The sequence below is a fragment of the Bacteroides sp. ET71 genome (assembly GCF_023336905.1).
GTDB lineage: Bacteria > Bacteroidota > Bacteroidia > Bacteroidales > Bacteroidaceae > Bacteroides.
In genome coordinates this window covers 1-20,805 of sequence record NZ_JAMBLS010000040.1, presented here as the reverse complement: position 1 = coordinate 20,805, position 20,805 = coordinate 1, and the positions used below count along the sequence as shown (strand labels likewise).

Annotated in this window: 17 protein-coding genes; 4 read left to right on the top strand and 13 right to left on the bottom strand. The window is 50.2% G+C overall.

Translation table 11 applies throughout. From position 1 onward, the window contains the following. Positions 1-41: 41 nt before the first annotated feature. Positions 42-1,169, top strand: coding sequence for a radical SAM family heme chaperone HemW (gene hemW, locus M3090_RS13840; protein WP_249057293.1), 1,128 nt, complete (start codon positions 42-44; stop codon positions 1,167-1,169). Positions 1,170-1,252: 83 nt separating this feature from the next. On the opposite strand, the gene M3090_RS13835 is transcribed toward hemW, so the two are convergent. From M3090_RS13835 to M3090_RS15930, 5 genes are read right to left on the bottom strand one after another with little or no spacing between them, the layout of a single operon-like run. Then, positions 1,253-1,882, bottom strand: coding sequence for a TetR/AcrR family transcriptional regulator (locus M3090_RS13835; RefSeq protein WP_249057290.1), 630 nt, complete (start codon positions 1,880-1,882; stop codon positions 1,253-1,255). Positions 1,883-1,886: 4 nt separating this feature from the next. Beyond that, the gene (locus M3090_RS13830; protein ID WP_249057288.1) at positions 1,887-6,110 is read right to left on the bottom strand and encodes an acyl-CoA dehydratase activase; all 4,224 of its coding nucleotides are present in this window, start codon (positions 6,108-6,110) and stop codon (positions 1,887-1,889) included. 47 nt (positions 6,111-6,157) lie between these two features. After that, on the bottom strand, positions 6,158-6,424 hold the full coding sequence (locus M3090_RS16005; protein ID WP_410553267.1) for a hypothetical protein: 267 nt from the start codon (positions 6,422-6,424) through the stop codon (positions 6,158-6,160). Continuing rightward, the gene (locus tag M3090_RS15935; RefSeq protein ID WP_317239250.1) at positions 6,312-6,887 is read right to left on the bottom strand and encodes a hypothetical protein; all 576 of its coding nucleotides are present in this window, start codon (positions 6,885-6,887) and stop codon (positions 6,312-6,314) included. Before M3090_RS15935 ends, M3090_RS16005 begins: the two co-directional genes overlap by 113 nt. Continuing rightward, positions 6,812-7,183: an efflux RND transporter permease subunit gene (locus tag M3090_RS15930; RefSeq protein ID WP_317239249.1), complete on the bottom strand. Its 372-nt coding sequence runs from the start codon at positions 7,181-7,183 to the stop codon at positions 6,812-6,814. The genes M3090_RS15935 and M3090_RS15930 overlap by 76 nt, the downstream gene beginning before the upstream one ends. 860 nt (positions 7,184-8,043) lie before the next feature. Here M3090_RS15930 and M3090_RS13815 point away from each other — a divergent pair. Continuing rightward, positions 8,044-8,397, top strand: a complete 354-nt coding sequence (locus M3090_RS13815) for a hypothetical protein (RefSeq protein ID WP_249057286.1) — start codon at positions 8,044-8,046, stop codon at positions 8,395-8,397. A 126-nt stretch (positions 8,398-8,523) separates the two neighbouring features. Here M3090_RS13815 and M3090_RS13810 read toward each other — a convergent pair whose 3' ends face one another. The 3 genes from M3090_RS13810 to M3090_RS13800 all read right to left on the bottom strand — a co-directional run bounded on the left by M3090_RS13810 (position 8,524) and on the right by M3090_RS13800 (position 12,559). Then, positions 8,524-9,279 (bottom strand): LytR/AlgR family response regulator transcription factor, encoded by a 756-nt coding sequence (locus M3090_RS13810; protein ID WP_249057284.1) that lies wholly within the window; start codon positions 9,277-9,279, stop codon positions 8,524-8,526. Between the two features lie 136 nt (positions 9,280-9,415). Further along, positions 9,416-11,401 carry a histidine kinase gene (locus M3090_RS13805; protein ID WP_410553268.1) on the bottom strand — a complete coding sequence of 662 codons (1,986 nt, stop codon included), beginning with the start codon at positions 11,399-11,401 and terminating at the stop codon, positions 9,416-9,418. Positions 11,402-11,479: 78 nt separating this feature from the next. Beyond that, positions 11,480-12,559 carry a DUF2027 domain-containing protein gene (locus M3090_RS13800; RefSeq protein WP_249057282.1) on the bottom strand — a complete coding sequence of 360 codons (1,080 nt, stop codon included), beginning with the start codon at positions 12,557-12,559 and terminating at the stop codon, positions 11,480-11,482. Positions 12,560-12,644: 85 nt separating this feature from the next. On the opposite strand from M3090_RS13800, the gene M3090_RS13795 reads away from it, so the two are divergent. After that, complete coding sequence (locus tag M3090_RS13795; RefSeq protein WP_249057279.1) at positions 12,645-13,874, top strand: S-adenosylmethionine:tRNA ribosyltransferase-isomerase; 1,230 nt, start codon at positions 12,645-12,647, stop codon at positions 13,872-13,874. 105 nt (positions 13,875-13,979) lie between these two features. Next, entirely contained in the window at positions 13,980-14,477 is a 498-nt protein-coding gene (locus M3090_RS13790) for an NUDIX hydrolase (RefSeq protein WP_249057275.1), read from the top strand. Positions 14,478-14,690: 213 nt separating this feature from the next. On the opposite strand, the gene glmM is transcribed toward M3090_RS13790, so the two are convergent. From glmM to rpe, 5 genes are all read right to left on the bottom strand, one after another. Continuing rightward, positions 14,691-16,079, bottom strand: coding sequence for a phosphoglucosamine mutase (gene glmM, locus M3090_RS13785; protein ID WP_249057274.1), 1,389 nt, complete (start codon positions 16,077-16,079; stop codon positions 14,691-14,693). 21 nt (positions 16,080-16,100) lie between these two features. Beyond that, positions 16,101-16,694 (bottom strand): DUF4827 domain-containing protein, encoded by a 594-nt coding sequence (locus M3090_RS13780; protein WP_249057271.1) that lies wholly within the window; start codon positions 16,692-16,694, stop codon positions 16,101-16,103. Between the two features lie 104 nt (positions 16,695-16,798). Continuing rightward, the gene (locus tag M3090_RS13775) at positions 16,799-17,839 is read right to left on the bottom strand and encodes a DHH family phosphoesterase (RefSeq protein ID WP_249057269.1); all 1,041 of its coding nucleotides are present in this window, start codon (positions 17,837-17,839) and stop codon (positions 16,799-16,801) included. Positions 17,840-18,031: 192 nt separating this feature from the next. Continuing rightward, positions 18,032-20,119, bottom strand: coding sequence for a ComEC/Rec2 family competence protein (locus M3090_RS13770; protein ID WP_249057267.1), 2,088 nt, complete (start codon positions 20,117-20,119; stop codon positions 18,032-18,034). 8 nt (positions 20,120-20,127) lie between these two features. Next, positions 20,128-20,778 carry a ribulose-phosphate 3-epimerase gene (gene rpe, locus M3090_RS13765; RefSeq protein ID WP_249057266.1) on the bottom strand — a complete coding sequence of 217 codons (651 nt, stop codon included), beginning with the start codon at positions 20,776-20,778 and terminating at the stop codon, positions 20,128-20,130. Between the last annotated feature and the right edge of the window lie 27 nt (positions 20,779-20,805).

The following is a 20,805-nucleotide window of genomic DNA, read 5'->3' as shown; positions in this document are numbered from 1 at the left end:
CCCTTATATCGAACTCACGTTAATATTCACTTCTTCAGACAATGGCCGGAATCTATCTACATATCCCCTTCTGTAAAACCCGTTGCATTTACTGCGATTTTTACTCCACTACCCGCAACGATTTACGGCAACGCTATGTCCGTGCCTTATGCCGCGAATTAGCCTTGCGCCGCGACTACTTGCGAGGAGCAACAGTCGAAACCGTCTACTTTGGTGGTGGCACCCCCTCACAACTGACAGAAAAAGATTTCGAATCTATCTTCCAAACCCTGCAAGACGTCTATGGACTGGAACACGCCAGAGAAATCACCCTCGAAGCCAACCCTGATGACCTGACCGACGATTACGTGCAACTGTTACGCCACTTCCCTTTCAATCGCATCAGTATGGGCATCCAAACCTTTGATGAACAGACCTTGCAATTGCTTCAGCGTAGACACACTGCCACCCAAGCAATAGAAGCCGTACAACGATGCAGGCAGGCAGGATTCAACAACCTGAGCATCGACCTCATCTACGGCTTGCCAGGCGAAACGGAAGAGAAATGGAAGCACGACTTACAAGAAGCCGTCAACCTGCATCCAGAGCACATCTCAGCCTATCACCTGACATATGAAGAAGGGACTCCACTCTACCGGCTGCGGGAAACGCACCGGGTGAACGAAGCGAATGAAGAAGACAGCCTGCGCTTTTTCACCCTGCTGGTGCAAACACTGCGAGAAGCCGGATATGTACATTACGAAATATCCAATTTCTGCCTGCCCGGCCACCACGCCCGCCACAACACAGCCTATTGGCAAGGCATACCCTACCTGGGATGTGGCCCCTCGGCACATTCGTTCGACACCGACAGCCGCGAATGGAACCAAGCTTCATTGACAGCCTACATTGATGGTCTGGAAAAGAATGAACGTCCTTTTGAAGCTGAGAAACTGGACAACGATACACGATACAATGAATACGTTATGACAGGCATGCGCACCCGATGGGGCATCTCACTGGAAAAGATAGCCACCGATTTCGGTACAAAACGTTTAGACTACCTGCGCCAGATGGCTCACCCGCACCTGCAAAGAGGAAAGCTGATAGAAAAAGAAGGGCGTTTCTGCCTGACAGAAGAAGGTATATTTACTTCAGATGATATCATCAGCGATCTGATGTATGTCTAAAAAAGCTGTCCATGACATACCCATCCAATAGCTGAAAGAAAGCGACTATACCGGACGAAATAATATCTTCATCTCCCGAGCAGCTACGCATCTACATCCAGCAAATTGCCTATCTGCTTCACAACCTGGCCTTTCCACATAGCTAAGATGTCTTCAAAAGTCTCTCCTTTCTCCAGTAATATATCTTCGGCCAACTTACGAGTCAAAAAAGGAAAAACCAGCAATCCATAGAATGTATAAAACACCGTAAGCAAAGGCACTTTTTTCAGCTTCCCCTCATCCATCTCAGCCTGCAAAGAACGTATTATCTTATGGACATAGTGGTCAATCTGCTCACGGCGAGCCATTTGCAGCAAGAAAGCAGAATCTCGCTGAATCTCTCTGGCCATGAACAACGGAAGACAAGGATGCTTCATAAACAACACAATATAAGCATCAATCACCTGTTCTATACGCCTGCTAATCGGTAAGTCAGAACGGCTGAGAATACCATACACCCGAGGAACGAAAGACAAAAGAAGCCGCCCCAATACGGTTTGAAACAATTTATCTTTCGTCCGGAAATAATAATGCAACGTAGGACGGTTGATTCCAATAGAAGCGGCAATATCGCTCATATTAGTACCAGCAAAGCCTCTCTCCATAAACATCTGTTCGGCACAAAGCAAGATACGTTCTTCCATACTTGGCATTGTTGTTTGTTCAATTTTCATAGCATCAATTCTTCAGATTATTGGTAAACAAAAGCAGGCGATTAGTAACATTCACCTCACTCACTCCACTATCGAAGTCAAGCGAAAGCAGGTTCAAATCAGGGAAAAGCCTTGTGATTCGTTTCTCCATGCCTTTAGCAACAATATGGTTGGCGATGCAACCGAAAGGTTGCAGGCTCACCACATTTTTAACGCCCTGCGAAGCATACGACACTATCTCGCCAGGCAACAACCAGCCTTCACCAAACTGTGCATTGAGCGTAATGACACGACTGGCCTGTCGAGCCTGTTCAAAAACATCTTCAAAAGGCATAAAGTAAGGGAAGCGTTTACCTATTTGATTGACATGCTCCACCTCTTTCCAGAGCAAGCGATAAACCCACCGGGATACAAAGAACGGCACGTTCTTCTTTTCCAAATGGTCTCTTCCCCATGCCTCACGGTTGACAAAACTCTGCAAAAAGAAGCCTGTGAGCAAAGGAGGCACGACCTCTATCCGCCGTTCTGTCAACCAGTCGGTAACACGTTGTTGGGCAAAAGGATTGAACTTCAGAAAAATCTCCCCTACAATACCCACTTTAGAGCATTCTTCGGTAGAAACAATTTCCGAAAACCTGTCGGCAGCCTCAGCCAACAAGTCAAACAGCCACGAGCTTTTCCCATTTTCAATGAAATGAGCCGCTTTTTTCAGATAGCGCTCCATCAGTCCATACGCCTGCCCCTTTTCTTTCTCCCGCACCACTGCCCCGTAATAGAATTTAGCCATGCAATCGCTAAATAAAACGGCACGAATGGCCACAGGCATCAACTTCACCCAATTCATCTTGAAGCCCGGCTGATAATTGCCCATCATGTCACCAAAAGTGACAGATATCACAGGCACATTACTGAAACCGGCATCCACCAGGGCTTTTTTGATAAGAGGCAAGTAATTGCTGGCACGGCATTGTCCCCCTGTCTGCGTAATGGCCACAGCCGTCTTGTCTGGATCATAATGCCCGTCCTTCAAAGCTTTTATGATATCGCCTACAATCAATGTGGCCGGATAACAGACTTCGTTATTGGCATACCTCAGCCCCCACTCAGCCGACCTGGCATCACTCAACGGCAGATTTTCCACATCATAACCTACCAATTTCATTACAGCCGGCAACAACGGAGAAAGAAAAGGAGTAAAGAAAGGTATCAATATTTTACGTCCACGGGCAGCCTTGTCAAAGATGGGAGTGGTAACAAAAGCATCCTGACAAGCGTCTGCTACGGATTGCCCGGCACTGGCGAAATCTCCGGGCACCAGTTTCAAGCTTTCCAACAACGAACGTACCCGCAGCTTCATGGAACCCACATTATTGATGTCATCCAGCTTCAACAACGTCAACGACTTCCCATAACGCATCAGCAAGCTACGCACTTCATCAACCAAAAAAGCATCCGGTCCACAACCAAAAGAAGTCATCTGTACAAACTGTACATCATGCCCCTGGGCAGCGCACCAGCGTGCCGCATCCAATATACGGGTAGGATAAGCCCATTGCTCCACAAAGTGTACATCGGCAACAGGCATTGGCTTATCGAGGACAATATCATCAGTCAAAACATAAATGCCCATGCCAGCCAACAAATCGCTGACCTTATGCTGGATAAGCGGGTCTGTATGATAAGGCCGACCGGCCAACAAGACTGCCAATGAGTGTGTTTTTCGAGCTTCGCTCAATATATGTTCATTCTGGGCCACCAGCTCCTTCTCATAGTCATCTTGCGCCCGCAACGCTTGTTCAAAGGCCTTGTTTATCGTCGGAAGCGTCACTCCCAACCCAGACAAGTATTCCTTACATTGTTCTCTGAGCAAATCCTTGTCCTTAAAGGTTATAGCAGGAGAATCAATAGGAATATCCGTTTGCTGCACTCCTTTTATCACTTCAGAATAGCCGGTCACAATAGGGCAGTTGAAACTGTTATAACCGGCCTTCTGCTGTTCAAATACGACAAAAGGCATGAAGATTCGGTCCACTTTCTTATCTTGCAAGTTCTGAATATGACTATGCACCAGTTTCGCCGGGAAACAAATGTTGTCTGACATCACCATCCGGGCATTGCCTTCATACGCTGCATAATCAGAAGCATCAGACAAACATACCTGCAAACCGCACGCAGTAAAGAGGGCATGCCAGAAAGGATAATCTTCGAACATATTGAGGCAACGCGGAATGCCAATGCTCAAGGCTGCTTCGGACAAGACTGGCCGCTCGAACAACAGCTTTTCTTTCCACTTATAGGCATTAAGGCCAAGCATATGGCTTTCTCCATTGGTAAAAACTCTCTCGCAACGGTTTCCCGAATAATAACGCCGCCCGTTGTCGAACGTATAAGCAGTCACCAGACACCGGTTTTCGCAACCTTTGCAATGCAACTCACGTGTGGAAAAAGCAGCTTTTCCCAACAAATCGTCCAACGTCATTTCTATATCAGGATGCTGCGAAGCATACAAAGCACAACCCAAAGCCCCCATCAGTTCCGGCAAATCGCAACGGGTCACTTCGGCTCCGGTCAACAATTCAATGGCCCGCACCACAGCATCATTCCGCATGGTTCCTCCTTGCACGAAAATATGCTTCCCCAACACGGAAACATCTTTCAACTTCAACACCTTATACAAGCAGTTTTTCACGACAGAATAAGCCAACCCCGCTGCAATATCTTCGATGGTAGCACCCTCGCGCAACACTTGCTTCACCTTGGAGTTCATAAACACCGTGCAACGGGTGCCCAAATCACAAGGATGCTGAGCCTGGCAAGCCAAACGGGCGAAATCGGAAGGACTATAACCCAGATTTTTGGCAAAAGTCTCGATGAACGACCCACAACCCGACGAACAAGCCTCATTGATTTCAATGCGATTAATAACCCCATTGGAGATAAAGACGGCCTTCATGTCTTGTCCGCCAATATCAAAGATAAAAGATACCTCTTTATTGAGGTGTCGGGCAGCCATATAGTGGGCAATCGTCTCCACTATGCCCGAATGGAAACCAAAAGCCGCTTTGACCAAGTCTTCCCCATAACCGGTGGAACAGCCGCCTTTAATGTGCAAGCAGGCCCCACAAGCATCACAGTCTTCTTTCAAAAGCCGCAAACCTTTTTCCACCGCCCCGATGGGATTCCCGTTGTTATTCACATAATAGGAATAAAGGATGCGGGACTCTGCATCCGTCACCACAATCTTGGTAGTGGTAGAACCTGAATCAATCCCGACAAAAGCATCGTAAATACCCTTTGCCAAAGCACGTTTTTCGACGGTATATTCCGACATACGTGCTTTCCAGGCTCTGTATTCTTCCTCATTCTGAAAAACCGGAGGAAGCCCTTTCCGAACTTCACTACCGGCCGTCCCCAATTTCTCCTGCAACAAAGCCCGAAGCGCAGCAAGGGACAATATCCGTTCCTGCTGCCCACCCGGACATTCATACAAAGCACTTCCCATAGCAGGCAACAGCGTCCCAAACTTTGGCAATACAACATCCTGCGGACTCAAAGAAAGATAATCCATGAAAGATTTACGCAAAGCAGGCATAAAAGTCAACGGCCCGCCGCAAAACAAAACCGGCGGCTGTATCTCGCACCCATGCGCCAGCGTCACCACCGTCTGCACAGTCACCGCATGAAAGATAGACGCCGCAATGTCCTGACGACTTGCATTCTTGGCCACCAGATTCTGTATATCAGTCTTGCAAAAGACCCCGCAACGGGAAGCAATGGGATAAATCTTCGTACTATCAGCAGCCAGACGGTCCAAATCAGAAACCTCTACTCCCAGAATAACAGCCATCTGGTCAATAAAAGCCCCCGTTCCACCCGCACAATTACCGTTCATGCGCAAATCCTTAGCCTCCCCCTCGTTGAAGAAGACAACCTTGGCATCTTCCCCACCAATATCAATTAAAGACCGCACTTCCGGATGACTGCATTGGACAGCTCTCGTAGCAGCCACCACTTCTTGTACAAAAGGAATGGAACACTTCTCTGCAATGCCCATGCCGACAGAACCTGTGATGCGCACAGACACTTCCCTATCGCCCAATGCCGCCTCCATCTCCTGCAAACACTTCAGCAATGTAGGCATTATCTTGGCATTATGACGTTCGTACTTCGTATATACAATGTTCCCGGAATCATCCACAACAACAAACTTAGCCGTTGTCGAGCCCATATCTATCCCTAATCTAACCATCGTCCGCTTCGATTATATGATACTATACAACTATTCTGACTACTGTGTCAGACACAAAGATATGAATTATTCAACAAAGCAAGCTCCTGCAAGAAATAAATTTTAACACAAATTAATTCTGCAAAACTTCCAAGCTCTCTGGAAAGCCACGCGACTTCGACCCTTTTGGCTAAGATACTTTCCACAGCTATCTCCACTTGTTTATAGGCATCGCTCATGGCGTTCCACGTATTCTGCATCCGTATGCATAATAATTCGCTCTGGCCTGCAAGGCGATTTTCGGCATTGCGTACTTGTAGTTTCTGCCGCTTCATGTCGTGCGAACCTCCCCACCATCCGGTGATTGGTACGCTGACGGTGATACTCCATATCGATGGACAAAGCCCGGTCGGCGTGCGTGCCTTTCAGCACAATCTTCTGGTCATAATCGCCGTCCCAAACAGTCCCCACAGGCAGTCCGCTACCATAACGCATGGCAAGTATGTTTTCTACTGTGGCATTGTTGATGCCCAAACGGGTAGCTTCGTTTTCCTTGAGTATGACTTTGGCTGTGTGCAACGGCTCGTTCAAGTCCGTGTAGGCTAAAATCAATTCGGGCATATTCCGCATCAGCGCCAATAGTTTGCTGGCATCGCGACGCAGAGTATCCAGATTCTCTCCGCTCAGCCTGAACTCTACCGGATAGACGGCTTCGCTATAAGTCAGTTGCTTGAAGCGTACGCGGGCATCGGGGAAAGCATCTGTATAACGCGGAGTGTATTGGACAGTTTCTTCCACACCTGTGGTATTAACGATAAACTGGGCATAATTCGTCCCGGCAATCTGCGGAGCATAGCTGTTCTGAAATCGTGGTGACGAACAACTTTTGAATGAAGTAACGAAACCACACGAGAATCACGACGCAGGATGTGTTCCACACTATCGGCCACTTGCGCCGTGCGTTCAACCGCCGTGCCCGCAGGCAGACTGATTTCCACAGCAAACTGGTTGCGATCGGCAGCAGGCATCATCTGTTGAGGCAATGTACCTATCAGTACAATTCCAGCCAGAACGGAAAGCAGGCCTGCCGCCACCGTACTTTTGGGCCATCGGAATTACCTATCTCTTACGCCGTCTGAAGTTCGTTCAATTTCCCGAGATGGCTCAATATTCCGCACTCCGTTGATTTCCTTCTTACGGCAGAATAATGAAAAACCACTCATTCCAAACGGATTACGTTTCATTGTTACTTATTTGCTGACGGCTGCTTTGTGGGTTCTGTTCCATCAGGCCCGGCGCTCAGGCAACAAGAATCCCAATTCCAAAACAGCTTGCCATTCTCCCAAACACTCATCGTAAAGAATAATTACCAAAAGCTTTTCCAACAGACAATAACCGGACAAAGTCGTACCAAAGTCCTTCCAAAGTCGTACCAAGTTCGTTCCATTTTGCTCGCCATAGAAACGAAGAAGGAACGTCTTTGGAACGTCTTTGTATCAAACCTTTTTACTTACCAAACCAAAAACATCGATGTTGGCAAGACTCATTTCTATCCAAGAGGCTTTTTTATTCAGCACCAAACGATGATTGAATCAGACACCCGAAAACTCTGACACTCCCTGCACTTAACTGGCAACCAGCACCCGGGCAATCCATCAAGCAAAAGGCAAGAAAAACAGCAAGAACCTTTCACAATCATCTGACGCAAGCATTTTATATTTCAAAATGGTTACATATTTCTGTTTTTCCAAGCATTTTCACACCATCCACTTGACGAAAATCAAGAAATGAGGGGAAGATATGCAGTTTTTCAGTCTTTCATTTTTATGTTATAAAACACATCCGTATATTTGCATCGGTAAAAAGAAAGCTAAGAGAACTTGAAGGTCTTCAATAGGTATTAGTTTTAATAGTAAGATTAGTTTTTAGGTTAACAAATTTAAAAGTAAGTATTATGAAACGTTTTGGATTAACTTTAGTAGCAGCATTTTGCGTAACTGTTTTGACTTTTGCTGCTGGTAATCAACCTACAACCGAAAAGTGGGAAGGACGTATCAATGTGGAGAAACTGAGCCGTTTCTTGAAACTGACAGATAAACAGGAACAAGAAGTAGCTAACATCTGTGAATACTTCAGCGAACAAATGCAACGCGCCACTTCTTCCAAGAAAGATCAGGAGAAGATGCTTCACAATGCCATCTATGGCAATTTGAAACTGATGAAGCAGACGTTGAATGAGAAACAGTATGCTGAATATACAAAAGTATTGAATGCTACTCTTCAAAACAAAGGCATCGTAGTGAAATAAAAGAATGAACCAATAGCCATAAAATGAAAAAGACACCGGAGGGAATACGTCCGGTGTCTTTTTTATGTCAGCAACAAGGTATTCCTGTTGCCAACTCCCTAACCAGTTTATGTTATCGCTCTACTTTCACAAGCAAAAACGTTCTTGCAATTCCTTTTTATATTTCCGCGAAACCACCAGTTCCGTTACCCGGTCAAACGGTGGATAAAGTATGCACTTGCTTTCTTTAATAATCATCAGATAATCAATATTAATGATATAAGACTGATGAATCTGTACGAAACAAGAAGAATACTGAATAATCTGCTCTGCCGTCATGCCCCGGCGTAAAGCCAAAGGAGGTTGGTTGTTCAATATGACTTCCCATTGCTTGCGAGCTGAGCAATAACGGAAAAAGCCTATCTCGGACGGACGCAATGCACGCATGTCGTTCGTTGGAGTAAACACAATGAAAGTCTGCCCTCCCCCAACCGGATACTTTTCTCCCGGATTATTCTGACTGGCATGGTATACCTGTTTGATGAACCGCTCCAATATATCCTTTAATTCCTGCTCTTCGAAAGGTTTCAACAGATAATCAAAAGCCGCCCCGCGGATAGCTTGTATCATATACTTGTCATAAGCAGTATAAAATACGACACGCATGGTCCATGACAAAGTAGTATCGCGCATATCCTGCAACAATTCCATACCTGTCATATCTGGCAATTCCACATCCAAAAATAATAGATCCGGCTGCACTCTCTCTACAAGCCTGCGACCTTGTTTCCCATTATGAGCTACCCCTTCGAGAGAGAAACGCCCGTCCTTCTCCAATGCAAGGCTCAGATTCTCCAACGAAAGTTCATCATCGTCCACTATCACTACTTTGTATGTTTCCATGTTTGCATGTGTGTTCCGTTTCAAAGGGCGAATATAGGGATTATATTACTTTTTTACAAAACGAAAATGCCCGAAATCGCACTGTATGACTATATTCCGAGATTATTCTATCGTAAAAAGATACTAAGTGGTTATTTTAAATTGTGTAATCATAATACTTCGGCAGGTAATAGGCCACCTGACAGCCTGTTTCTCCATACTCTTCTAAAAGAACATTCCGTACAGAGACATCGATAGCTTCCCGGTTTTTCTGGTTCAAAATCTGAATGGTCTGCATAATTACCTTCAACCCCGTTCCCGTGCCGCGCCGGACACTGTTTGAACGATAGCCGCCTCCATTATCCGTAATGCGTATATCTACGCCTTTAGGACTATCAACTATGGTTATCCACAATAAACGGTCGCCTTCCTTATCCTTTAAAGCATGTTTCACAGCGTTCTCAACCGGAATCTGTATAAGCATGGAAGGCAACGTGACTTGTTCTGGATTTATAGCCGACGCAATGGTAATCTGATAACTGAAACGAGAGCCTAAAGAACGCTGTTCCAACTCTAAATAGGTACGAACGAAATCCAGTTCTTCTGCTAAAGTTACCCGAAGTTGTTCGGCCAGTTCAAGGTTCCTCCGCATCAGTTTCACCAAAGAAGAGAATTTCTTTTTCCGCACATCATCCAAATCAGTCATCTCCTGATTAAGAATATTGAAAATGAAATGAGGAGAAAGACGGTTTCGGATGTTTTCAAGGCGAAGGGTGGAAACAGTCCTCCTACTCTCGACCAACAAAAGCGCCCGCTTCTTTTTATTGTAAACATAAACAAAATAGGCAATGAGCAAAGCCAAAAATCCGAAGGCCAAAACCACGAACTGAGTTTGCCGCAATTTCAGGACTTCAGTATGCTGCTCCTGCAAAAGCAGACGGTGAGCCATCAGGGTAGAATCCTGCTGGTAGCGTAAAGTCATATCGGCAATGCGCATCCTGATGCGTTCGTTGCGAATCGAATCGTCCAGACGTTGATCTTTCTCCAAATAATAATAGGCTGTGCGATAGTCCCCCAATTCGTTATAGTATTGACGCAAGTAACGATTGCGGATATGTATCAGGTCTGGGTCGATGTCCGACGGTGTAACAGCCCTGTCCAATACACGTGTGGCTTCCGAGAGATCTTTGCGCAGCAGAGCCAATTGGATATGCTGCGTATCCAGATAATATAAAGCGCTAGAGTCTTTCATGGCACGGAAAAAAGGTTCGCACAACGAAAGATACTTGGTTGCAGAATCGGGAAGGCTGAGACGAAGGAAGCAGTCCGCCAGATTAATCCGGCTTAGATTCAATTCATAATTCATGTCCGGATAAGCAGCAGTCAACGCCACTGCCTGCTTGAAATAGCTGGTTGCGGTACGATAATCTCCACGGAAATAATAAGAAGTGCCCCGGTTGTTCAAATAAAAATGTTTCTCGAAAGGCAGCATTTGACTGTATGAACGCAAGGCCAAGTCGTAGTAATGGTCACAAAGATCAAAAACGCGTAAAGAAGAATACACCTGAGCCAGACCATAATAGATAGGTACTTTCTGCGCAGTAAGCAACCCGAGAGAGTCACACAAAAGCAGAGCCCGCCGATACCAATAGGCTCCTCTATCCAATTTTCCTTGCCGGTTGCAGGCATCGGCCAAATTGATGAGGATGTCTGGCAAGACTTCCATTTTTGTCCCTTGCTGCCGTTGTTCGTAAGAGTCTCGGAAACAGTACTCTGCAGAATCCATGTGACCGGTACGGGCAAACAGGTTTCCTTTCATATTAGAACATTCGGACTGCAAATCGGCCAAACCCGGTGTAGCCGGAGTGCGGCGTACATATTCTTCTATCTGCCTGACCAAGAGACGGGCAGAATCAATGTCATAAGAAGAAAGGCAAGTCTTCAATGCCACTGCCAAATAATTGTAATACACCAGACTGTCATTACACTGTTGCATACGGGTTATGGCCCCTGTGCGTATCTTACGAGGAACGAAAGAGATAGAATCGCATATTTCCTGAAAGAAGGAATCGAAAACGTCCATCTCGGTAGGCTCAGACGAGACAACAGGATTGCGCCGGCAAGATGTGGGCAACAACAACATCAGCAAGAAGGAAACGCCCAACAAGGTAATCACGCACGGGCGGAAAGATCTGCATCTGTCCATATACACGAAAATATGTCAATAGATAGTCACTAGCGTAGCCCCAAATCCATATTCTTGAAAAGAGGCATCCTGAGTCTTGCACTTAGGATACTTGCGGCGAAGTTCATCCAATACCGCCTTGCGCAAGACGCCTTCACCTTTGCCATGTATGAAAACAACGCGCTGGCCATGCTTCTGCTTATACTGCTCCATAACCTCGCGGAACTTGTCCAACTGAAATTGCAGCATGTCAGCATTGGTCATGCCTTGCGTATTGTCCAACAAGGCATCAATGTGCAAATCTACTTCGATAATGCCGTTTTTCTCTTTCTTTCCTGTCTGAACCGATTTAGATGAGGGTATGTCCACTGATTTCTTCTGCAACAGGGATTTCTGTATTTCTTCGGCAGAGACATTGAGCTGGCGGACAGTCTGGTCGTCACGCACCAAGTCGTAAATCAAGGCGGGAGTACTGAAGAAATCGCTGGGCTGGAAAGTGTGCAACTTATAGAACTTGACAGTATCGACTCTCAACTCTACGCTGACAGCCGGTTTGAGCAAGAAAGAGCTACGGTCTTTGAAAGCCAACAACTGCACGCAGACTCGTTCCCGTTCATTCAATTCTGATTTCTCAAAGCCCTCCAAGAACAATTTTGTGTTCGGTTCAATCAAGCCATGTGAACGGACACTCCAGGCAGCGCTTTCGGCACTGAGATAGGTATAATATAGATAATAATTGGAATCGTTCACCAAGTAAGTTTCGAAGGGAGTGGTAGAAACGGCCTTGATGTCTACGGGTACAAAAGCGAGAAAGACATTCAGTCGGTTGCCAGTCCGGGTTTCCGGCTGCCGGTAGACCGAGATTTCGGGTTTCTTTATAGCAGCTTCGACGGGTGTGGCACGTTCCGGTTCTTGCTGCTTCTTCTGGGCTGCAGCCTTCATGGCCGGTGTCGGGATGTTATAATCGTCTGTTTCTACCACCACGCACTCGCGAATGGGCATAGGTATGTCAAAACCGTCTTCATCTTCTACCAACACAATATCCTTGCCTTGGAAACCACTGACTTTTCCACCGCCTACTTCGCTTAAGAAGCGTACTCTATCTCCTATTTTCATAACCTACTATAATATATTAATACACTTAAGAGAGCACAAAGGTACGAAATTATTCATACCTTTGCACGCCCAAAAGACAGATAATATGAACGAGAATCCCAAAGACATACATATCCGCGACTTCCAATATGACCTGCCGGATGAACGTATCGCCAAGTTCCCTCTGCCCCAACGAGACCATTCCAAGCTATTGATATACCGACACGGCCAGGTGGACGAAGACTGTTTCTTTAACCTCCCGGACTATATTCCTGCGGGCAGCCTGATGGTGTTCAACAACACGAAGGTCATTCAAGCCCGGCTACATTTCCGCAAGGACACAGGGGCACTGATTGAGGTGTTTTGCCTGGAACCGTTGGAGCCGAACGATTATGCGCTCAACTTCCAGCAGACGGCCCACAGTGCCTGGCTGTGCATGATTGGCAACTTGAAGAAATGGAAGGAGGGGGTGTTGCACCGCAAAATGACGGTGAAGGGAATGACAGTCACGCTGACTGCCAGACGGGGTGAATGTCGGGGCACGAGCCACCGGGTGGACTTCGCATGGGATAATGCTGAAGTGACGTTTGCCGACATACTGGAGGTGTTCGGCGAGTTGCCCATCCCGCCCTACCTGAACCGGGCCACGCAGGAGAGTGACTTGACGACTTACCAGACGGTGTACAGCAAGATAAAAGGTTCGGTGGCCGCCCCAACGGCGGGGTTGCACTTCACGCCTGCCGTACTGGATACGCTGCGGCAGAAGGGGGTGGAACTGGAGGAACTGACGCTGCACGTGGGTGCCGGCACGTTCCGCCCGGTGAAGAGCGAACGGATAGAGGGACACGAGATGCACACGGAGTATATCTCTGTCTCGCGGCAAACGATAGCCCGGCTGTTGGCTCATGACGCTTGCGCCGTTGCCGTGGGCACCACGTCGGTACGGACACTGGAAAGCTTGTACCACATCGGGCTTACCCTCATGGAGCACCCGGACGCTTCGGAAGAAGAGCTGCACGTCCGTCAATGGCAGCCCTACGGACTCTCCGCAGAGAAGGCTGCCACTCCGGCCACGGCTGCCTTGCAGGCAATTGCCGACTATCTGGACCGCCACCATATGGAGACGTTGCACACCAGTACGCAAATTATCATTGCCCCGGGGTATGACTACAAGATAGTGAAAGCCATGGTGACCAATTTCCACCAACCGCAAAGCACGCTGCTGTTGCTGGTGTCGGCCTTCGTCAACGGCGACTGGCGGAGGATATATGACTATGCCTTGGCGCACGACTTCCGCTTCCTGAGCTACGGCGACTCGTCGCTGCTGATTCCGTAAAACTTAGTGGACGAGGGAACAAGTTAACAAGACCACGAGGACAGACCTTGTTGCCTTGTTAACTTGTCAACTCGTCCACTTGTCAACTCGTCAACTATTAAATTTATGAAGAAAGACAACCAAGAAGAACTGTTCCCCATCGTGGACGAACAGGGGAACATCCTGAGAGCTGCCACCCGCGGCGAGTGCCACAACGGCAGCAAGCTGCTGCACCCGGTAGTGCACCTGCACGTATTCAACTCCGCAGGACAGCTCTACCTGCAACGCCGCCCTGCGTGGAAGGACATCCAACCCGGCAAGTGGGACACGGCCGTGGGCGGGCATGTCGACCTGGGCGAAAGCGTGGAGCAGGCCTTGCGCCGCGAAGCACGCGAAGAGCTGGGCATCAGCGACTTCACCCCGCAGCCCGTCGACCACTATGTCTTCGAGTCGGAGCGCGAACGCGAACTGGTCTTCACCTTCCGCACGGTGTACGACGGCCCTGTCACGCCTTCCGACGAACTGGACGGCGGGCGTTTCTGGCCGGTGCAAGAAATCCGCGACAACCTGGGCCAAGGCGTCTTTACCCCCAACTTCGAGGGCGAGGTAGACCGCGTGCTATAAGCATCCATTGTCTATGGGTCAATAGATAATGCTATCTATGGGGTACTAGAAGCATACGTCTATGGGTAGCTATACTGACCAGTATAGGGGTAGCTATACTGACCGGTATAGGGGTAACTATACCGACAAGACACAAAAAGAGGCGCCGGTAGCAGAGTGAACATGCTACCGGCGCCTTTCTACTTATATTGGATGAAAGATGAATTTCCTCTCTCAGCAGGCCAAGTCTTCGACCACCTTCATCACCCGGCGAGCCACCTCCTCGGCTTCTTGCTGCGTGGGAGCCTCGCTGTAAACACGGATGATAGGCTCGGTGTTACTCTTGCGCAGGTGTACCCAACTGTCGGGGAAGTCTATCTTCACGCCGTCCGTGTCGGTAATCTTCTCGTTCTTATACAACTCCTTCACCCGGGCCAGGATGGCATCCACGTCCGTTTCCGGAGTCAGGTCCACGCGGTTCTTCGCCATGAAGTAGGCAGGATACGTGGCACGCAGTTCGCTCACCTTCTTGCCTTCGTGTGCCAAGTGACTCAGGAAGAGTGCGATGCCCACCAGCGCGTCGCGCCCGTAGTGGCTGGCCGGATAGATGACCCCGCCATTGCCCTCACCACCGATAACAGCGCCCACGCGCTTCATCTCCGTAGTCACGTTCACCTCTCCCACGGCCGCAGCGTAATACGGCTGCCCGTAACGGGCCGTCACGTCGCGCAAGGCACGGGTCGAGCTGAGGTTGGACACCGTGGCGCCGGGCGTATGCTTCAGCACATAGTCGGCCACCGTGACCAGCGTGTATTCCTCGCCATACATGCGTCCGTCCTCGCAAATGATGGCCAGACGGTCCACGTCGGGGTCTACGACAAAGGCCACATCGTTTCCTCCCTTCGACATCAACTGCATGATATCACCCAAGTTGCGCTCCAACGGTTCGGGGTTGTGCTGGAAGTTGCCCGTCGCGTCGCAATACAGCTTCTCCACATGCTGCACCCCCAGTTGTTCCAGCAATTCAGGCAAGATGATGCCTCCCACCGAGTTCACACAGTCAATGGCCACACGGAAATGGGCCTTGCGGATAGCCTCCACGTCCACCAGGTCGAGAGCCAGCACGCTGTCTATGTGTTTCTGGTTATAGGACAAATCCTTGCGGTACGTGCCCAACCGGTCGACCTCGGCATAATCAAAATCTTCGGCCTCGGCAATGCGCAGCACCTCGTTACCCTCTTCTTTGTTCAGGAACTCGCCTCGCTCGTTCAGCAATTTCAGGGCGTTCCATTGCTTGGGATTGTGCGAAGCTGTCAGTATGATGCCACCGCTGGCGCCTTCCATTGTCACGGCCAGCTCGGTGGTAGGAGTCGAAGCCAGGTCGATGTCCACCACGTCCCAGCCCATGCCCATCAGGGTGCCGACAACGATGTCCTTCACCATTTCACCAGACAAGCGGGCATCACGGCCCACCACAATCTTGTTGCTTTTGACGGTGCACGTCTTGCGTATCAGCGTGGCATAGGCCGACGTAAACTTCACGATATCCAGCGGATTCAGTCCCTCACCGGCCTTGCCGCCGATGGTACCGCGGATACCAGAAATGGATTTAATCAGTGTCATTAGAAAAGAAAAATAGCGTTGTTAATATATCTGATAATGAATGTCGTAATAATAAGGCACGACAGACTGCATGGCAGTGGTGCTACCCATGTCTGACGGAACAATCAGCTTAATGTGCGACTTATCATAAATGTAGTCCCAAGGCACCAACCATCCGGCAGGAACGGCCGAACTGCCGTAGTATTGCCAATAAGCTCCTTCCAGAAAGATGCCGGCGATAGAAGAAGAAGTCACGGTGTATCGGTAGGTATCCAGCCATGTCACAGCATCCAGGTTGGAGTAAGAAACGTATTTATCCAAGATGTTATACTCGCTGAAGCGCACCAATATCTCGTCGTTGTTCCGCACCGTATCACCCTCGATGCCTCTGTCTACTATTTGCATGTAGACCCCACTGGCCAGTTGAACGTATTCATTGCGGTCGAGATTGGTTATCGTGTCTTGTGCCAGGAACTGACTCTGGGATATGACCGTGATGCTGCTGTCGCGGATAAAAGCGGCGACTGCGTCGTCTTCCCGCTCTTTCATCTCGGCGTAGGTCATCGTGTCATCACAAGCCTGAAAGCCGATGCAGGCAAGCATCAGGAGCAAAAAGAATAAGGTAAGTTTCTTCATTTCTATCTGTTCGTAAATTGCGTGACAAAAGTATCTGATTTCGCGGAAAGATTAAGGAAAAACTACCGAATGTTCGTATCTTTTAACCTTTGCGCGTCGTTTTTTCACGGTTGGGCAGCCGTAAGCAGAGGCTTGTATTGGCGGATGGCCGCCTCGAACACTTCGCGTGCTTCTTCCAGCGTGCCGTAGAACTCGCCGCCCGAAGCATTCAGATGCCCGCCGCCGTTGAAGAACTCGGCCGCCACTTGGTTGCACGGGAAGGTGCCTACGGAGCGGAGCGAGATTTTTATCATCGGCTTTTCCGTGTCTTCACGCAGGAAGCAGGAGAACACCACGTTCTTGATGCTCAGCGGGATGTTGACAAATCCCTCGCTGTCGCCACGGACGTAGTTGAAGCGGCGCTGCTCTTTCTTGGTCAGTGAGATGAGGGCGGCGTTGCAGTCGGTGTAGACCCGCATCTGCGAGAGGACGTACCCCATCAGGCGCAGGCGGCTCTCGGAATAAGTGTTGAAGACCTTGCGGTAGATGGCGTCTTTGTCGATGCCCTTCGAGAGCAGTTCGCTGATGATGAAGTAGATTTCGCGGTTGTTCGAATTGTAAGTGAAACCGCCCGTATCGGTCATCATGCCCGTGTAGATGCACTCGGCGCCCTCTTTCGTAATCTCGTTGAAGTAACCCATGCGGCAGATGAGGCGGAACACCAGCTCGGAGGTTGACGAGATTTCGGGGTGCGAGATGATGATTTGGCAGAAAGGTTCCGGGTCCAAGTGGTGGTCGATAAGAATCTTCCGTGCGGGCGAGGCCAGCACGGCATCCCCCATGGCGTCGATGCGGTGGATGGCGTTGAAGTCGAGACAGCAGATGACGTCGGCCTCGGCAAGCAACTGGTCGGCAAACTCCTTGTACTTGTCGTACAGCAGGATATCTTTGCTGCCCGGCATCCACTTCAGGAAGTCAGGAAAAGCGTTGGGCACAATGACATTGGCCGTCTTGTCCTGCGAACAGAGGAAGTGCCACAGGCCCAGGGACGAGCCGATGGCATCGCCGTCGGGCGACACGTGCGATACGATGACTATCTTCTCAGCGCGTTCGAACCATTTGGTGAAATGGTCTATATCCGCTTGCTTGATTATCTTGCTCAACATAACCGGTTCTTTATTTAGAATGATACAGACAAATTGGGCACAAAAGTACGAAAAAGTTTAGGATTTCGGGCACAGGAAAGGCCGATTTCCGCACAACTTTCCGGCGAGTACGGACTGCACGCGGTTCTTGCCCGGTTGAAGCCTCCTTCTTGTCCGGAAGAGAGCCCCTCCTGTCGGACAAGAAGCAAGCACTCAGAGAAAAACGCGCAAAGCGCCCTGCCGGGCCACGATGTGATAGGGAATACCGCGACGGATGCACTCGTCAGCCATCCGACGGAGGTAATAGCCCGAAAAGGAAGCGTCGAACACCACGAAACGCACGTCGAACAACTTGTCCAGGTCGGCGAGCCTTCCTTTGTAACCCCGGCAGACATACAGATAGTCCACGGGCAGAGGGGAAGCAGACACCTTTCCCTGCCAGCGGTCGTCCGACAAGATGCAGACATTACGCCCACCATAAAGCAATATGCCATCGCCTACAAACAGCTTGGGATGTTCGTAATCCCCAGGCACAAGGACAGGCGGTTTGAGATGCAAGCGCGTCCAGTGCGGCTCCAGCGAACGCGACAACCGCGACACATCGGGCAGACTGTCCGGCCCGACCAGCCAGGAGCAGCCGTCGGAGTCCACGCAATGTACGGCCGGCGCACGACTGACGTTGTAGAAAACCAGGCTGCGACGGGGCAAGGAAAGAAGCCGGGACACCTGATGACAGGCAACCAACACCAAGAGAGAAAGCAAAGCCGCAAACACCCGCCGATAGGTAAACCGCCGCAAAGCAAGGCAGAGCAGGGCCAGAAACAGATAGAACAGCCACACATCCCACACGTCGACCCAAAGGTGGTCAAAGGAAGCATAGGGCAGGCGGCTTATCCAACGGAGACCCTCATTCTGTACCCAAAGCAACTTGTCCAGCACGCCTGCCCACCACACCTGCCAAACCGGGAAAGGGGTAAGCAGCAATAAAAGCACAGCCGCATAGAGTATCAGCGAAGAAAGGGGGACAACCCAGAGATTGCTCAACAGGAAATGCGTGGAGAAGCGGGAGAAATAGAGCAACACCAGAGGCACCGTCCCTACCTGCGCAGCCATAGAAACCGTCAGCAACCCCCAAACGTAGCGCAACAGGCGGCAACGGGGTTTCCACAAAGCATACAGCGGAGGCTGGAACAACAGGATGGCCGCCAGCGAAAGGAAAGACAACTGGAAACTGACATCGAATAGCCACAAAGGACGGAACAGCAGCATCAGGAAAGCCGCGGCAGCCAACGTATTCAGCGTGAGCAAGCGTTCCGGCTGGAGGGTGGAAAGGGCCAATATCGACATCATCGTCACCGCACGCACCACGGGCGATGCCAACCCGGTGAAGAAAGCAAAAGCCCACATCGCCGCCACGACAAGCAGCAGCAAGGGCGGCTTCAGCCAACGCCAACGCCGCCAGAGAGGACGGAGCAATACGAACAGCAAAGCATAGAGGAAGCCTATGTGCAGACCGGACAAAGAAAGCACGTGGTTGGCCCCGGCCACGGAATATGCCTCGACAATGTCTTCACTCAAGTCCGTCTGGTCGCCCACGGTCAGAGCCGAAAGCACCGCCCACTCATCACCCCGGAAGCCCAGCCGGTGGTAAAGAGCCACCACCTTGTCGCGGCAGTCCAAAGCCATCTGCCGGATGGTGCGCACCGAATCATGCCCCACCACCTGCCAGTGACCCGCCGGCACGTAGGCCGTGCCACTCCCGCCTCGGCGACGGAGAAAACGCTCGTAATCGAACTCATCGGGATTACCGCGGTTCACCGGCGGGGAAAGGCGCGTATGAACCAGCAACTCATCGCCCCGCGCCAAGCGCGCCGCCGCAGAGTCTTTGGGGAAATAGAACAGGAAGAAGGGCTGACGGACGTCGGTCTGCAACGAGTCGCCGGCATAGACACCCAGCACACGGGCCGGGCACAAGATGCTGCGTTCCTTCTCCTCGGGTTGGTCGCAAAGACGCAGGTAGTAGACTTCTTCCCGGCCGGGGAAGTCATAGCGGCTCTCTTCCCACTGACAGGCAGCCAGTTGGAAGCCGACAAAGCCCAGCAGCAGGAATAGGACAGCCACGTACAGATGCCTGAAAAAGAAGCGGGAACAGGCATACAGAATGAGCAGCAAAACGGCAGAGATGCCCCCAAAGCACAGCCATGAGCAGGCTTGCGAGAGAGCATCTCCACAAACGATTCCCAACGCCAGCGGCAGCAAGAGCCACAGGAAGGGATGATTCTGTCCTGCCCGAAAAACCACTTCTGCTGCTACAAGCTCTTCAGCGCATGGATGGCTTCTACGGGGTCGGGGGCGGAGAAGACGGCATTGCCTGCCACCAGGATGTCGGCACCGGCTTCCACGAGGCGGGCGCCTGTCTGGAGGTTGACGCCGCCGTCCACTTCGATGAGGGCGCTGGAGCCGCAGGCGTCCAGCAGGTCGCGCAGCTCGCGCACCTTCTCGATGGTGTGTGAGATGAACTTCTGTCCGCCGAAGCCGGGGTTGACACCCATGACGAGCACCATGTAGAGGTCGCCCACGATGTCTTTCAACAGCGAGACGGGGGTGGCGGGATTGATAGTCACGGCGGGCTGCATCCCAGCGTCGCGTATCTGCTGCACCACGCGGTGCAGGTGGGGGCAGGCTTCGTAGTGGACGTTCATCACGTAGGCGCCCAGATTTTTCACTTCGGGGATGAACTTCTCGGGCTGGACTATCATCAGATGGACGTCGAGGGGTTTCTCGGCCAGGGTTGCCACGTGCTTGAGAACGGGGAAGCCGAAGGAGATGTTGGGCACGAAGACGCCGTCCATGATGTCTATATGAAGCCAGTCGGCCTCGCTCTGGTTCAGCATGGTGATGTCTTCAGCCAGGTTGCTGAAGTTGGCCGAGAGGATGGAGGGGGATATCAGGGGATTCATAGGTTTTTTGTTTGAGTTTATGAGTTT